This window comes from Aquabacterium sp. J223, assembly GCF_024666615.1.
Taxonomy (GTDB): domain Bacteria; phylum Pseudomonadota; class Gammaproteobacteria; order Burkholderiales; family Burkholderiaceae_C; genus J223.
Map to the genome: position 1 here is coordinate 4,249,435 of NZ_CP088297.1, position 13,904 is coordinate 4,263,338.

Sequence of the window (13,904 nt, forward strand, 5' to 3'; positions counted from 1 at the left end):
TCGCATGCCGAACGGCCCGCTCGACGGGCCGTTCCTACAATGGCCGGCTGCTTTGGACCGTGATCCATGACCACCCGCCAGCTCTTCGTCACCACCGCGCTGCCCTACGCCAACGCGCCCTTCCACATCGGCCACATGATGGAGTACATCCAGGCCGACATCTGGGTGCGGTTCCAGCGGATGCAGGGCCACACGGTGCACTTCGTCGGCGCCGACGACGCGCACGGCGCGCCGATCATGATCGCGGCCGAGAAGGCGGGGAAGACGCCGCAGGCCTTCGTCGCCGAGATCGCCGCCGGGCGGAAGCAGTACCTCGACGGCTTCCACATCGCCTTCGACCACTGGCACTCCACCGACGCGCCGGAGAACCATGCCCTGGCGAAGGACGTGTACCTGGCGCTGCGCCGCAACGGCCTGATCTTCACCCGCGAGATCGAGCAGTTCTTCGACCCGGTCAAGGGCATGTTCCTGCCCGACCGCTACATCAAGGGCGAGTGCCCGCGCTGTGGGGCCAAGGACCAGTACGGCGATTCCTGCGAGGTCTGCGGCGCGGTGTACGCGCCCACCGAGCTGAAGAACCCGTACTCGACGCTGACCGGGGCCACCCCGGTGCTGAAGAGCAGCGAGCACCACTTCTTCCAGCTCTCCTCGCAGCGCTGCATCGACTTCCTGCAGGCGTGGACGACCACCCCCGGCCGGCTGCAGCCGGAGGTGCTGAACAAGATCCGCGAGTGGTTCGCGCCCGAGGGCTCCGAGGCCGAGGGCACCCGCCTGGCCGACTGGGACATCAGCCGCGACGCGCCCTACTTCGGCATCCAGATCCCCGATGCACCGGGCAAGTACTTCTACGTCTGGCTGGACGCCCCGATCGGTTACCTGGCGGCGCTCAAGGCCCACTGCGACAAGGCCGGCGTCGACTTCGACCGGCTGCTCGACCCCGACGGCCCGACCGAGCAGGTGCACTTCATCGGCAAGGACATCACGTACTTCCACACGCTGTTCTGGCCGGCGATGCTGCACTTCTCCGGCCGCAAGACGCCGGACCACATCTTCGTCCACGGCTTCATCACCGTCAGCGGCGAGAAGATGAGCAAGAGCCGAGGCACCGGCATCTCGCCGCTGAAGTACCTGGAGCTGGGGCTCGACCCGGAGTGGCTGCGCTACTACCTGGCGGCCAAGCTCAACGGCCGGGTGGAGGACATCGACTTCAACCCCGACGACTTCGTCGCCCGCGTCAACGCGGACCTGGTCGGGAAGTACATCAACATCGCCAGCCGCGCGGCCGGTTTCATCGCCAAGCGCTTCGACGGCCGGTTGTCCGGCGACCTGGGCGTCGAGGGCCGCACGCTGCTGGACCACCTGCGCGCCGGCCGCGACGGCATCGTGCAGGCCTACGAGGACCGCGAGTACGGCCGCGCCCTGCGCGAGGTGATGCTGCTGGCCGACCGCGTCAACGAGTTCGTCGACCGCCACAAGCCGTGGGAACTGGCCAAGCACGCCGAGCAGTCCGCCGTGCTGCACGACGTCTGCAGCACCTGCATCGAGGCCTTCCGGCTGCTGACGGTCTACCTGAAACCGGTGCTGCCGGCGCTGGCCGCCAAGGTCGAGGCCTTCCTCCAGGTGCCGCCGCTGCGGCTGGACGATCTGGACCGCGACCTCGGCGCGCACACCATCGGCCGCTACCAGCACCTGCTGCAGCGGGTGGACGAAAAACGGCTGGACGCCCTGCTCGCCCCGGCCGAGGCCGCGCCGATCGAGCTGCCGCCGCCCGGCGGCGAGGCCATCGCCGAGACCATCGGCCTCGACGACTTCGCCAAGCTCGACCTGCGCATCGCCCGGATCGTCTCCGCCGAACGGGTCGAAGGCTCGACCAAGCTGCTGAAGCTCATGCTCGACGTCGGCGAGGCGCAGCCGCGGCAGGTGTTCAGCGGCATCCAGTCGGCCTATGCACCGGAGGACCTGGTCGGCAGGCTCACCGTCATGGTGGCCAACCTGGCCACCCGCAAGATGAAGTTCGGGCTCAGCCAGGGCATGGTGCTGGCCGCCAGCCACGGCGACGAGAAGGCCCACCCGGGCCTGTACCTGCTCGAGCCGCACGAGGGCGCGACGCCCGGGTTGCGGGTGCGCTGAGCCGGCGGTGATTGGAAGCCGGGCGGCGCTCGGCTAGGCTTCGGCCCGTCCACAGGAGGACAGGAGGACAGGAGCCGCCATGAACGCGATGCCCATCCGGCCGGCCCGGCAGGCCGACGCCGTCGTCCGCCGCTGGCTGGCGCGTGCGCTGGTCCCGGCCGCGCTGCTGCTGGGGGCCGGCGCCGGCCAGGCCGAGACGCGCGAGGTCAGCTTCCCCTGGCAGCCGGGCGTGCACGACCGCTTCTCCGACGCCGCGCCCACCGGCGACCTGACCGCCCGGCTCCACCTGCCCGACGGCGCCAGCGGGCCGCTGCCCTTCATCGTCTTCCTGCACGGCTGCAGCGGGCTGAGGCCGCAGCTGGTCGAGCACTGGAGCAGCCGGCTCAACCGCCAGGGCGTCGGTGTGCTGATGGTCGACAGCTTCACCGCGCGCGGCATCTCCGACGTGTGCGGCGAAGGCGGCCCCTGGTTCGGCCGCCGGGTCGACGACGTGCGGGCGGCGCATGCCTGGCTGGTGCAGCAGCCCTTCGTGCGCACCGACCGCATCGCGCTGATGGGCCAGTCGCATGGCGGCGCCGTGACCCTGCTGGCCATGGCCGGCGTGCGCACCTCGCCGCTGTTCGTCGGCGGCGTGGCGCTGTACCCCGCCTGCCAGGTCGGCGCCGGCCGGCTGCAGTTCGGCAAGCCGACGGTGATCATGGTCGGCGACGAGGACAACTGGACCCCCGCCGCCGCCTGCCAGACGCTGCACGCGGCGCAGAAGCAGCCCGAGCACCTGGACCTCATCGTCTACCCCGGCGCCCGTCACTCTTTCGACAACCCGGTGCCCTACGCGCTGGCGCTGCGCAAGTACTACGTCGGCGAGCACGCCGCCTCGCGCGACAAGGCGCGCGAGCGGGTGGCGGCCTTCGTCGAGGCGGTGCTGAAACCTTGAGCCGCGCTCCCGCACGGCCGCTCCGAAGGGAGCGCTGCCTCCCTCTTGGAGGGACAGAGCGAAGCAAAAGGGTGCCATGACCGTTCACCGCTTCCGGCCCCGCCTGCTCGACGCGCTGCGCGGCTACGACCGTCGGCGCCTCGCCGCCGACATCGGCGCCGGCGTCACCGTCGGCGTGGTGGCGCTGCCGCTGGCCATGGCCTTCGCCATCGCATCCGGCGTCAAGCCCGAGCAGGGCCTGGTCACCGCCATCGTCGCCGGCTTCCTCATCTCGGCGTTCGGCGGCTCGAACGTGCAGATCGGCGGGCCGGCCGGCGCCTTCATCGTGATCGTCTACGGCATCGTCGAACGCTACGGCCTGACCAACCTGCTCATCTCGACCGCGCTGGCCGGCGTGCTGCTGTTCCTGCTCGGGCTGCTCAGGCTGGGCACGCTGGTGCGCTACGTGCCGGTGCCCATCATCGTCGGCTTCACCAACGGCATCGCGGTGCTGATCGCCTTGTCGCAGTTGAAGGACGGGCTGGGCCTGCAAGTGCCCAAGGTGCCGGCCGACGCGTTCTCGCAGCTGGCCGCGCTCGGCGCCCACCTGCACACCTTCAACCCCTGGGCGCTGGCGGTGACCCTGGCCAGCCTGGCGGTGCTGCTCGGCTGGTCGCGGCTCGGCCGCGTCGGTGACGCCGCGTCGACCCGCGCCGCCGCGGCCTGGGCCGCCCGGCTGCCGGCGCCGCTGGTGGTGCTGGTCCTCGGCGGTGCCGCGGTGGCGCTGCTCGGCCTGCCGGTGGACACCATCGGCTCGCGCTTCGGCGGCATCCCGCGCGCCCTGCCGGCGCTGGAACTGCCGGCGTTCAGCTGGGCCTCGGCGCAGGCGCTCGTCGTGCCGACGGTCACGCTCGCGCTGCTGGGGGCGGTCGAGTCGCTGCTGTGCGCCCGGGTGGCCGACCAGGCCAGCGGCCTGCCGCGCCACGACCCCAACCAGGAGCTGATGGCGCAGGGCATCGCCAACGTCGCGGCACCGCTGTTCGGCGGCATCCCGGCCACCGGCACCATCGCGCGCACGCTGACCAACGCCCGGGCGGGCGCCACCAGCCCCATCGCCGGCATGGTGCACGCGCTGACGCTGCTGGCCGTGGTGCTGCTGGCCGCGCCGCTGGCCGACCGGGTGCCGCTGCCGGCGCTGGCGGCCATCCTCCTGCACGTGGCCTGGAACATGGGCGAGTGGCGGACGCTCTCGCGCCGCCACCTGCGCCGCCACGGCGCCGACTACCGCTGGGTGCTGCTGGGCACCTTCGTGCTGACGGTGGTGTTCGACCTGACGGTGGCGGTGCAGGCCGGACTGGTGGCCGCCTGCGCCTTCTTCCTCTGGCGCATGGCCACGCTGTTCACCGCCACGCCGTGGCCCGACCGGGCACCGGACGGCGTGGGCGTGGTGCGGCTGGAGGGCGCCCTGTTCTTCGGCGCCGTCGGCCGCATCGAGGCGCTGGCCGACCCGTCCGCCGCACCGGGCGCCCCCGCCGGCACGCGGGCGCTGGTGCTCGACGCCGACCGGCTGTTCTGGATGGACGCCTCGGGCCTGGACGCCCTCGTCCAGCTGCAGCGCGACCTCCAGCGACAGGGACGCGAACTGTGGCTGACCGGCCTGCGCGGCCAGCCGGCCGACAAGGTGCAGCGCGCGGGGCTGACCGAGGGGCTGGGCGGCGCCCGGCTGGCGCCGGACGTCGGCAGCGCGCTGGCGGCGCTGGCGGCCTGAGCCGCCGCGGCCTGCGCTACCGCTGGCCGTCGCCCTCGCGGCTGCGGTCGTCCGACTCGGCGCTGCGCACCACCCGGCCGTCGGCGTCGAAGACCACGGTGAACCAGCGCGACGCCATGCCGTCGCGCCAGCGCCAGTCCCACTCCTCCTCCCGCTTCAGCGGGTAGGCCGTGGTGCGCGCCGGCCGGCCGAGCAGCCGCCGCACCTGCGCCTTGTCCAGGCCGGGCCGCACCTGGGCGAAGGTGGCCGGCTGCAGCACCTGGCGCAGCGCGCTCATCTTGCCGTCGGGCGCGATGGTGATCAGGTAGTTGACCTGGCCTTCGGGCTGGCGCGGGTATTCGAGCGTGCGCGAGCCGTCCGGCTCGGCGAACACCGCGGCGGGCTCGCCGAACTCGCGCCGCACGTCGGCCTCGGTGGACAGGCCCTCCTCCAGCCGGTCGATGCGCTTCTGGTCGCAGCCGACGAGGGCGAGCAATGCGCCGAGGCCGGCGGCGAGCCAGGCGGTGACGGTGGCAGATGGCATGCAGGGCTCCTCTCAAGGAAAGGCCGGGCCGCCCCAAGTTTCCTTGCCCCCGTGGGGGGCGGGCTGGGCTTCAGCCCGGCCCTGGGGGCCCCTCAGTAGAATCCCGGTCATTGTCCCGCCGGTGGTGCACCGGCCTCTTGTCTGCATTAGCCATCGCCATGCCGCTGTTCTGGAAGCCGTACAAGAGCGAGATCACCCAGTTCCTCGACGAGCTGAAGTCGGCCAAGCCCACGCTGGAGCGCGAGCAGCAGGCCGGCCGCGCGCTGCTCTGGGACAAGGAACTCGACCCCGAGTGGCAGGCCCAGTTCAAGGCCGGCAAGGTGTCGCAGGCGCCTTACGTCTACCAGCCCCGTCCGAGCAAGTGACCGCCACCGCCGTGGCCGCGGACGACCACGGTATTCCGGAAGTCGTGGACCAGGTTGCCGTCGCCCGCCTCTACGGCGAGCCGCTGTTCGCGCTGCCGCAGGACCTGTACATCCCGCCGGACGCACTGGAGGTCTTCCTCGAGGCCTTCGAGGGCCCGCTGGACCTGCTGCTCTACCTGATCCGGCGGCAGAACTTCAACATCCTCGACATCCCGCTGGCCAGCGTCACCCGCCAGTACCTGGACTACGTCGACCAGATCCGCCAACACAACCTCGAGCTGGCCAGCGAGTACCTGCTGATGGCGGCCATGCTGATCGAGATCAAGAGCCGCATGCTGCTGCCGCAGCGCAAGGCCGACGACGGCGCCGAACCCGAGGACCCGCGGGCCGAGCTGGTGCGGCGGCTGCTGGAGTACGAGCAGATGAAGCTGGCCGCCGCCCGGCTGGACGCGCTGCCGCTGCTGGGCCGCGACTTTCTGCGTGCGCAGGTCACCATCGAGCAGGCGCTGCAGCCCCGTTTTCCCGACGTCACGGTGGACGACCTGCGCGGGGCTTGGGCCGACGTGCTCAAGCGCGCCCGGCTGCACCAGCACCACCGCATCAGCCGCGAGCAGCTGTCGGTGCGCGAGCACATGAGCCTGGTGCTCAAGCGGCTGCAGGGCCGGCGCTACGTCGAGTTCGACGAGCTGTTCGACGTGCAGCGCGGCCCGCAGGTGATGGTGGTCACCTTCATCGCGCTGCTGGAGCTGGCGCGCGAGCGGCTGCTGGAAATCACCCAGGCCGAAGCGTTCGCTCCGATCTACGTCCGGCTGGCCTACACGCCGGCGGCCTGACGCTTCGAGACGTCGATCGGGCGGCGCCCCACAATCGCGCTCCCGCGCCCCGAGGTCCCCGTCATGAGTTCACACACCTCCCCCGGCACCGGCGGCACCGGGCGCAAGCCCGTGACCCTGAACGCCCTGCGCGAGCTGCACGCCCGCGGCGAGCCGGTGGCCATGGTCACCTGCTACGACGCCAGCTTCGCCGTGGCCTGCGACGAGGCGGGCGCCGACAGCCTGCTGGTCGGCGATTCACTGGGCATGGTGGTGCAGGGCCACGCCAGCACGCTGCCGGTGACGCTGGAGCAGGTGGCCTACCACACCGCCTGCGTGGCCCGGGTCAAGCCCGCCGCCTGGCTGATCGCCGACCTGCCCTTCGGCAGCTACCAGGAGGGCACCGCCCAGGCGGTGCGCTCCAGCGTGGCGCTGATGCAGGCCGGCGCGCAGATGGTCAAGCTGGAAGGCGGCGGCTGGACGCCCGAGCTGGTGCGCGCGCTGGTCGAGCGCGGCATCCCCGTCTGCGGCCACCTGGGCCTGACGCCGCAGAGCGTGCACGCGCTGGGCGGCTACCGCATCCAGGGCAGGACCGAGGACGGCGCCGCCACGCTGGTGCGCCACGCCCGCGAGCTGCGCGACGCCGGCGCCGCCATGGTGGTGCTGGAGCTGATGCCCACCGCGGTGGCGCAGCAGGTGCAGGCGGCGGTGCCGGAGGTCATCACCATCGGCATCGGCGCCGGCAACGTCACCGCCGGCCAGGTGCTGGTGCTGCAGGACCTGCTCGGCCTGACGCGCGGCCGGCTGCCGCGCTTCGTGCGCAACTTCATGGAAGGCGCCGGCAGCCTGGACGCCGCGCTCAAGGCCTACGTCGCCGCGGTGAAGGACCGCAGCTTCCCGGACAACGCCATCCACGGCTACTGACCCCGTCTGCCTCGCCATGCGCGTCATCCACACCGTCGCCGAGCTGCGCCAGGCCCTGCAGGGCGAGCGCACCACCACCTTCGTGCCCACGATGGGCAACCTGCACGACGGCCACCTGTCGCTGGTGCGGCAGGCCAAGGGCTTCAGCGGCCCGGTGGTCGCCAGCATCTTCGTCAACCGCCTGCAGTTCGCGCCGCACGAGGACTTCGACACCTACCCGCGCACGCTGGCCCAGGACTGCGCGCGGCTGGCACCGGCCGGCTGCGACCTCGTCTTCGCGCCCAGCGAGCGCGAGCTGTACCCCCAGCCGCAGGGCGTGAAGGTGGTGCCCCCGCCCGAGCTGGCCGACATCCTGGAAGGGGCCTTCCGCCCCGGCTTCTTCACCGGCGTGTGCACGGTGGTGGCCAAGCTGTTCGCCATCGTGCAGCCGGCGGTGGCGGTGTTCGGCCAGAAGGACTACCAGCAGCTGATGGTGATCCGGCAGATGACGGCGCAGCTGGCGCTGCCCATCCGCATCGAGGCCGGCCCGACCGCCCGCGCCGACGACGGCCTGGCCCTGTCGTCGCGCAACGGCTACCTCTCGGCCGACGAACGCGCCGAGGCGCCGGCCCTGGCCCGTGCGCTGCAGGGGCTGGCCGCCGCCGTGCGCGCCGGTGGCCTGCAGGACCTGAGCGCGCTCGAGGCCGAGGCCCAGCAGTCGCTCACCGCCCGCGGCTGGCAGCCCGACTACCTGACCGTGCGCCGCCGCGCCGACCTGCAGCCGCCCACCTCGCCGGCCGAGCCGCTGGTGGCGCTGGGCGCCGCGCGGCTGGGCCGCACGCGGCTGATCGACAACCTCGAGTTCTGACGCCTCAACCCGCGGTGGCCCGCCGCCGCACGCATTCCAGGTAGGCCTCGCCGTCCGGCGGCAGGCCGCTGCGCTGCGAGGCCCACACCATCTCGCCCAGGCATTCCATCGCCTGGTGCTGCGCCTCGTGCAGCGAGCCCAGGCGGACGGCCAGCAGGTCCACCGCCTGCTTGATGCCGCGCGGCTGGTCGATGGCCAGCTGCTCGGTGATCGACAGGTGCATGGCCAGGTGCAGGAAGGGGTTGGTGCGGCCGTCCTCCACCGCGTAGCCGCGGTCCAGCGCCGCCTGCAGGTCCGCCAGGTCGGCGTCGTATTCGGGGTGCTCGGCGATCCAGTCGGCGGCGATGGCCTCCATCGGCGTCAGCGGCAGGCCCTCGTGGCGCTTGCGCCAGGTGTCGCAGAAGAAGCGGCGGACGTCGTGCTGGGAGGGAGCGAACATCGCGCCGATTGTCGCCGCCGCGCCCGCCCCTGCCGGCCTCAGGACTGCTCGGGCCGGATGTCGTGGCGGCGGATGAAGCTGCCCCAGTGCTCGCGCTCCTTCTGCAGCTCGGCGGCGAAATCCTTCGGCGTGTCGAACACCGGGATCAGCGCCTGCTGCTCCAGCCGCTGCGCCACCGCCGGCGTGCGCATGGCGCGGCCGATCTCGCCGGCGATGCGGCCGACCAGCGCGGGCGGCGTGCGGCCCGGCGCCATCACGCTGAAGGAGGTCCAGGCGTGGATGTCGCCATGGCCGGCCTCGGCCAGCGTCGGCACGCCCGGCAGCAGCGGCGTCTTCTGGTTGACCGCCAGCGCGGTCACCTTGCCCGCGCGGATGTGCTGCTCGATGGTCGCCAGGTCGGTGAACATGAACTGCAGGCGTCCGCTGAGCAGGTCCTGGTAGGCCGGGGCCACGCCCTTGTAGGGCACGTGCATGAAGCGCGTGCCGGTGGACTCCTCGATCATGCGCACGCCGATGTAGGGCGGGCTGCCCACGCCGGCCGACCCGTAGAAGCCTTCGCCCGGACGCTTCTTGCCGAACTCCAGCAGGTCCTTGAAGGTCTTGAAGCCGGTGGCCGGGTTGGCCACCACCACCATCGGTGCCATGACGCCGCGGCTGACCGCCGCCAGGTCCTTCTCGGGGTCGAACGGCAGCGTGCGGTACAGCGACGGGTTGATGCCCAGCGACGAGTTGGACGCCACCAGCAGCGTGTAGCCGTCGGGCTCCGCCTTGGCCACCAGGTCGGCGCCGATGTTGCCGCTGGCGCCCGGCTTGTTCTCCACCAGGAAGGTCTGCTTGAGCTGTTCGGTCAGCGCCTGGGCCAGGATGCGGCCGAAGACATCGGTGCCGCCGCCGGGCGACGACGGCACGACGATGCGCACCGGCTTGCTCGGCCAGGCGGCCTGCTGGGCGAACACCGAAGGGGCCGGCAGGCCCAGGGCCGCGAGCGCGGCGAACGACAGGCGGCGGCGGGCCGGGGATGCGCAGGTGGTCATCGTCTGGGGGTCTCGAAGGAAAGGAGCACAACGGGTCAGCGGATGGCGCGCGCGGCGGCCTTCCACAGCGCCCAGGGCCGGTCGACCTGGCCCTCGGTGCTGGCCATGGCGGCCTGCGCCTCCTCGGCGCTCAGGTACTGCGGGTCGCCGAGCTGGAGGGCCTGCGACTGGATGCGCGCGTTCACCTCGGCGTAGACCGCCCGGTAGACGGCCAGCTTCAACGACGGTCCCACCGTCGTCGAGCCGTGCCCGCGCATCAGCACGCAGTGGCTGGGGCCGAGCACCTGCGCCAGCGCCCGGCCGAGCCGGTCGTCGCGCACCAGCAGGTCGGTCCCGTCGCCGGCCACGTCGCGGATCTCGAACACCGGCGCGCCGCCGCCGAGGAAGCCGCTCATGTGGCAGACCGGGCGCAGCCGCTCGCGCCGCGACACCGTGAAGGGCACCACCGCCGGCGAATGGCTGTGCACCACCGCCATCACGTCCGGGCGGGCGCGGTAGATCGCACCGTGGATGAAGCGTTCGAGGTAGACGCGGCGGTCGCCGGCGTCCACCGGCGTGCCGTCGAGCTCGAAGCTCACGATGTCCTCGCGGCACACCTGGGCCGGGGCCATGTTGCGCGCCAGCAGGAAGTGCGCGGGGCTGCGGTCGTGGCGCACGCTGACGTGGCCGAAGGCGTCGAGCACGCCCTGCATGCCCAGGATGTGGTTGGCGTCGACGAGGTCGTCGATCAGCGCCGGGTCGGCGGAGGACAGCGGGGACATCGAGTTCGTGCCGTGGCGAAGCGCCGCAGCATAAGCACCGCGGCGCCGATCCTCAACATTGATTGCTCGTTCCATCAACGCGCAATCTTGACCATGCCGCGGCCGAGGACGAAGAATCGCACCCCCCTTTCGGAGAACCTTCTTGTCCAAGCTTCAACTCTCCGTCGCCATGGGCGACTACGACCGCACCCGTGCGCTGCAGGACGGCCAGGTGCAGATCGACGGCGTCGACCCGGTGTTCATGCTGCTCGAACCGGAAGAGATCTTCTTCCGCGCCTTCCGCAACCTGGAGTTCGACCTCTGCGAGATCTCGTTCTCCAGCTTCCTGGTCAAGCACTCGCGCGGCGAGAGCCCGTTCGTGGCGGTGCCGGTGTTCCTGTCGCGCGCCTTCCGCCACACCGCCATCTACGTTCGCAAGGACCGCATCCAGCGGCCCGAGGACCTGCGCGGCAAGCGCATCGGCGTGCCCGAGTACCAGCTCACCGCGAACGTCTGGGCGCGCGCGCTGCTCAAGGACGAGCACGGCATCGACCCGTCGGAGGTGCGCTGGGTGCGCGGCGGCCTGGAGGACCCGGGCCGCCCGGAGAAGATCGGCTTCGACCTGCCGCCCGGCGTGACCATCGAGTCGGCGCCCGAGGGCCGCACCATCTCCTCGATGCTCGACGAGGGCGAGATCGACGCGGTGATCGCGCCGCGTCCGCCCAGCGGCTTCGGTGTCCACCCGCAGGTGGGCTGGCTGTACCCTGACACCACGGCCGCGGCACGCGACTACCACCGCCGCACCGGCGTCTTCCCCATCATGCACCTGCTGGGCATCCGCAAGCCGCTGGTCGAGCGCCACCCCCTGGCTGCCGGTGGCCGCGTACAAGGCCTTCGATGCGGCCAAGCGGCTGGCGCAGCAGCGGCTGGCCGACCCGTCGGCGCCCAAGGTCACCCTGCCCTTCCTGGAGGAGCAGGTCCGCGAGTCGGTGGACCTGCTCGGCACCGACCCCTGGCCCTACGGCGTGCAGGCCAACCGCCGCACGCTGGAGACCTTCGTCGCCCACCACCACGCGCAGGGCCTGTCGGCGCGCCGGGTGGCCGTGGACGAGCTCTTCCATCCCTCGACCTACGAGCTGGCCAAGATCTGACGGCGTGGCGTGCCGTCCATGCATCGTTCAATCAATCTTGAACAGCCTGCGATCCACTCGTAGATTGCGGCTCCCTCAGAACGACCCGATGGATGGAGACATGAAGACCGCCCGCACCGTCATCGCCCTCGCCGCCTGCGCCTGCCTGCCGGCCTTCGGTCAGGGCGGCGCCCCGGCCCCGTCGTCGGTGACCGTCTACGGCGTGCTCGACCTGGCCACCGAATGGAGCAGCCAGGGCCGCGGCGGCGCCTACCGCGTCATCAGCGGCGGCAACCTCGGCAGCCGGCTCGGCTTCCGCGGCCAGGAAGAGCTCGGCGGCGGCCTCACCGCCCTGTTCCGCATCGAGCAGGGGATCAACGCCGACGACGGCACCCTCGGCCAGGGCGGCCGCGCCTGGGGACGCGAGGCCTCGGTGGGACTGCAGTCGCGGCAGGCCGGCACCGTGCTGCTCGGCCGCCTGCCCACGCCGTACTACCTGGTGCACAACGCGGTCGACGCCTTCGGCTGGATGGGGTCGGGCGGCCTGCCGGCCATCGGCCGCAGCGGCACCGTCCACCGCACCCTCCTGCCGGTGCAGGTGGCGGCACGGGCCGACAACGCGGTGAGCTACCTGTCGCCCTCGTTCGGCGGCTTCGAGGCCCGCGCGCTGCTCGCCGCCGGCGAGGGATCGGCAAGCCAGGGCCGCACCTACGGTGCCTCCGGCCGCTATGCCAGCGGGCCGGTCACCGGCGTGCTGGGCTACGTGCGCACCCAGGGCGTGAACAACGCCTCGGCCAGCGGCGACGCACGGGCGTGGGTGGCCGGCGGCAGCGTCGACCTGCGGGTGGCCCGGCTGTTCGCCGGTGTCACCGACGAGCGCATCGACTGCATCCCGGCCTGCGGCTTCAACCAAGTGCCGGGGGCCGCCGCCACCCAGTTCCGCTTGATGAACCTGGGCGTGCGGGTGCCGGTGATGGCGGGCCTGACGGCCATGGCGCAGTACACCCGCATCGACGACCGCTCGCGCTACACCGCGGCCACGCCCAGCCGCGACGCCAACTGGTTCGCGCTCGGTGCCGAGTACACGCTGTCTCGCCGCACCATGGTGTACGGCTCGATGGGCACCGTCGACAACCGCAACGGCTCGAACTACGTGCTGGGCAGCGGCACCGCGCAGCAGCCGGTCGGCGCGATCGGCCCCAACAACCCGCGCGCCACCACCGCGCAGGTCGGCGTGCGCCACGTGTTCTGACCATGCGCGCCCGACCGCTGCCCCCGATCACCCGCCGGCGGGCGATCGCGGCCCTGGCCGGGCCGCTGGTCGGTGCGGCCGCGGCGCCCGGCGGGGCCCAGACGGCCTGGCCCTCGCGCGCGGTGCGGCTGGTGGTGCCGCTGCCGCCCGGCGGCTCGCCGGACCTGTGCGCCCGCGTGCTCGGCGAACGCCTGCAGCCGCTGCTCGGCCAGCCGATCGTGGTCGAGAACCGGGTGGGCGCCAACGGCGGCATCGCGCGCGAGTTCGTCGCCCGCCAGCCGGCCGACGGCCACACGCTGCTGATGACCGAGAGCGCGCATGTCATGACGGCCTCGTTCAGCCGGCTGTCGTACGACGCGATCCGGGACTTCACGCCGATCGCGCCGGTGGCGCGCACGCCCTTCGTGCTGGCGGTGACGCCGGCATTGGGCGTGAACAGCGTGGCCGAGCTGATCGCGTTGGCGCGCGCGCGGCCGGGGCAGCTCAACTACGGCAGCTCGGGCACCGGCGCGCCCCACCATTTCGCCGTCGAGATGCTGCGCAGCCTGACCGGCATCGACGTCGTGCACGTGCCCTACAAGGGCTCGGCGGCCATGGTGCCGGCGCTGCTGTCCGGCGAGATCGCCTTCGTCGTCGGCGGCGTCAACTCGCTGCTGCCGCACCTGGCGGGCGGCCGCCTGAAGGCGCTGGCCGTGGCGGGCAGCGCCCGCACCGCCGCGCTGCCGGAGGTGCCGACGCTGGCCGAAGCCGGCCCGCTGCCCGGCTACGCCATGGACGTGTGGGTCGGCCTGGTCGGCCCCGCCGGCCTGCCGCGCCCGGTGGTGGAGCGCCTGTCCACCGAGGTCGCGCAACTGCTGCGCGAGGGCGAGCCGGCGGCCGAGCGGCTGCGCGCGGCCGGCCTCGACCCCTGGACCGGCGGCCCCGAGCGGCTGGCCGCGGCCATGCAGGCCGACCTCGACAAGTTCACGCGCATCGCCCGCGACGCCCGCATGAAAGCGGACTGACGGCGCGGCGGCGGTGCACCCCT

Annotated in this window: 13 protein-coding genes and 1 pseudogene; 10 read left to right on the plus strand and 4 right to left on the minus strand. The window is 72.4% G+C overall.

Features of this window, described 5'->3' with window-relative positions; translation table 11 throughout:
• The first annotated feature begins 66 nt into the window (after window positions 1–66).
• The 3 genes from metG to LRS07_RS19965 all read left to right on the plus strand — a co-directional run bounded on the left by metG (window position 67) and on the right by LRS07_RS19965 (window position 4,811).
• Window positions 67–2,130 carry a methionine--tRNA ligase gene (metG, locus tag LRS07_RS19955; RefSeq protein WP_260499664.1) on the plus strand — a complete coding sequence of 688 codons (2,064 nt, stop codon included), beginning with the start codon at window positions 67–69 and terminating at the stop codon, window positions 2,128–2,130.
• Between the two features lie 79 nt (window positions 2,131–2,209).
• A complete protein-coding gene (locus LRS07_RS19960) occupies window positions 2,210–3,064 on the plus strand; it encodes a dienelactone hydrolase family protein (RefSeq protein WP_260499665.1) in 855 nt (284 codons plus the stop codon).
• A gap of 76 nt (window positions 3,065–3,140) precedes the next feature.
• The gene (locus LRS07_RS19965; protein WP_260499666.1) at window positions 3,141–4,811 is read left to right on the plus strand and encodes a SulP family inorganic anion transporter; all 1,671 of its coding nucleotides are present in this window, start codon (window positions 3,141–3,143) and stop codon (window positions 4,809–4,811) included.
• Between the two features lie 16 nt (window positions 4,812–4,827).
• Here LRS07_RS19965 and bamE read toward each other — a convergent pair whose 3' ends face one another.
• A complete protein-coding gene (bamE, locus tag LRS07_RS19970) occupies window positions 4,828–5,334 on the minus strand; it encodes an outer membrane protein assembly factor BamE domain-containing protein (RefSeq protein ID WP_260499667.1) in 507 nt (168 codons plus the stop codon).
• Window positions 5,335–5,492: 158 nt separating this feature from the next.
• On the opposite strand from bamE, the gene LRS07_RS19975 reads away from it, so the two are divergent.
• From LRS07_RS19975 to panC, 4 genes are all read left to right on the plus strand, one after another.
• A complete protein-coding gene (locus LRS07_RS19975; protein ID WP_260499668.1) occupies window positions 5,493–5,699 on the plus strand; it encodes a DUF3460 family protein in 207 nt (68 codons plus the stop codon).
• The gene (locus LRS07_RS19980; RefSeq protein ID WP_260499669.1) at window positions 5,696–6,532 is read left to right on the plus strand and encodes a segregation and condensation protein A; all 837 of its coding nucleotides are present in this window, start codon (window positions 5,696–5,698) and stop codon (window positions 6,530–6,532) included. The genes LRS07_RS19975 and LRS07_RS19980 overlap by 4 nt, the downstream gene beginning before the upstream one ends.
• A gap of 63 nt (window positions 6,533–6,595) precedes the next feature.
• A complete protein-coding gene (panB, locus tag LRS07_RS19985) occupies window positions 6,596–7,435 on the plus strand; it encodes a 3-methyl-2-oxobutanoate hydroxymethyltransferase (protein ID WP_260499670.1) in 840 nt (279 codons plus the stop codon).
• A gap of 16 nt (window positions 7,436–7,451) precedes the next feature.
• Complete coding sequence (panC, locus tag LRS07_RS19990) at window positions 7,452–8,282, plus strand: pantoate--beta-alanine ligase (RefSeq protein WP_260499671.1); 831 nt, start codon at window positions 7,452–7,454, stop codon at window positions 8,280–8,282.
• Window positions 8,283–8,286: 4 nt separating this feature from the next.
• On the opposite strand, the gene LRS07_RS19995 is transcribed toward panC, so the two are convergent.
• Genes LRS07_RS19995 through LRS07_RS20005 form a run of 3 tightly spaced genes read right to left on the minus strand, consistent with a single transcriptional unit; the run spans window position 8,287 to window position 10,516 of the window.
• The gene (locus tag LRS07_RS19995; RefSeq protein WP_260499672.1) at window positions 8,287–8,721 is read right to left on the minus strand and encodes a DUF1841 family protein; all 435 of its coding nucleotides are present in this window, start codon (window positions 8,719–8,721) and stop codon (window positions 8,287–8,289) included.
• A 38-nt stretch (window positions 8,722–8,759) separates the two neighbouring features.
• Complete coding sequence (locus LRS07_RS20000) at window positions 8,760–9,755, minus strand: Bug family tripartite tricarboxylate transporter substrate binding protein (RefSeq protein ID WP_260499673.1); 996 nt, start codon at window positions 9,753–9,755, stop codon at window positions 8,760–8,762.
• Window positions 9,756–9,790: 35 nt separating this feature from the next.
• Complete coding sequence (locus LRS07_RS20005) at window positions 9,791–10,516, minus strand: class II aldolase/adducin family protein (RefSeq protein WP_260499674.1); 726 nt, start codon at window positions 10,514–10,516, stop codon at window positions 9,791–9,793.
• Between the two features lie 142 nt (window positions 10,517–10,658).
• Between LRS07_RS20005 and LRS07_RS20010 the strand changes: the two are divergent.
• The 3 genes and pseudogenes from LRS07_RS20010 (at window position 10,659) to LRS07_RS20020 (ending at window position 13,881) form a co-directional block, all read left to right on the plus strand.
• Window positions 10,659–11,646: pseudogene (locus tag LRS07_RS20010) on the plus strand (ABC transporter substrate-binding protein).
• A gap of 100 nt (window positions 11,647–11,746) precedes the next feature.
• Window positions 11,747–12,877: a porin gene (locus LRS07_RS20015; RefSeq protein ID WP_260499675.1), complete on the plus strand. Its 1,131-nt coding sequence runs from the start codon at window positions 11,747–11,749 to the stop codon at window positions 12,875–12,877.
• A gap of 2 nt (window positions 12,878–12,879) precedes the next feature.
• Window positions 12,880–13,881, plus strand: a complete 1,002-nt coding sequence (locus LRS07_RS20020; protein WP_260499676.1) for a Bug family tripartite tricarboxylate transporter substrate binding protein — start codon at window positions 12,880–12,882, stop codon at window positions 13,879–13,881.
• The last annotated feature ends 23 nt before the right edge of the window (window positions 13,882–13,904 follow it).

Excerpts from the sequence above, each read along its gene's own strand:
- metG (WP_260499664.1), top strand. The coding sequence starts at position 67 with ATGACCACCCGCCAGCTCTTCGTCACCACCGCGCTGCCCTACGCCAAC.
- LRS07_RS19960 (WP_260499665.1), top strand. The coding sequence starts at position 2,210 with ATGAACGCGATGCCCATCCGGCCGGCCCGGCAGGCCGACGCCGTCGTC.
- LRS07_RS19965 (WP_260499666.1), top strand. The coding sequence starts at position 3,141 with ATGACCGTTCACCGCTTCCGGCCCCGCCTGCTCGACGCGCTGCGCGGC.
- bamE (WP_260499667.1), bottom strand. The coding sequence starts at position 5,334 with ATGCCATCTGCCACCGTCACCGCCTGGCTCGCCGCCGGCCTCGGCGCA.
- LRS07_RS19975 (WP_260499668.1), top strand. The coding sequence starts at position 5,493 with ATGCCGCTGTTCTGGAAGCCGTACAAGAGCGAGATCACCCAGTTCCTC.
- panB (WP_260499670.1), top strand. The coding sequence starts at position 6,596 with ATGAGTTCACACACCTCCCCCGGCACCGGCGGCACCGGGCGCAAGCCC.
- panC (WP_260499671.1), top strand. The coding sequence starts at position 7,452 with ATGCGCGTCATCCACACCGTCGCCGAGCTGCGCCAGGCCCTGCAGGGC.
- LRS07_RS19995 (WP_260499672.1), bottom strand. The coding sequence starts at position 8,721 with ATGTTCGCTCCCTCCCAGCACGACGTCCGCCGCTTCTTCTGCGACACC.
- LRS07_RS20000 (WP_260499673.1), bottom strand. The coding sequence starts at position 9,755 with ATGACCACCTGCGCATCCCCGGCCCGCCGCCGCCTGTCGTTCGCCGCG.
- LRS07_RS20005 (WP_260499674.1), bottom strand. The coding sequence starts at position 10,516 with ATGTCCCCGCTGTCCTCCGCCGACCCGGCGCTGATCGACGACCTCGTC.
- LRS07_RS20015 (WP_260499675.1), top strand. The coding sequence starts at position 11,747 with ATGAAGACCGCCCGCACCGTCATCGCCCTCGCCGCCTGCGCCTGCCTG.
- LRS07_RS20020 (WP_260499676.1), top strand. The coding sequence starts at position 12,880 with ATGCGCGCCCGACCGCTGCCCCCGATCACCCGCCGGCGGGCGATCGCG.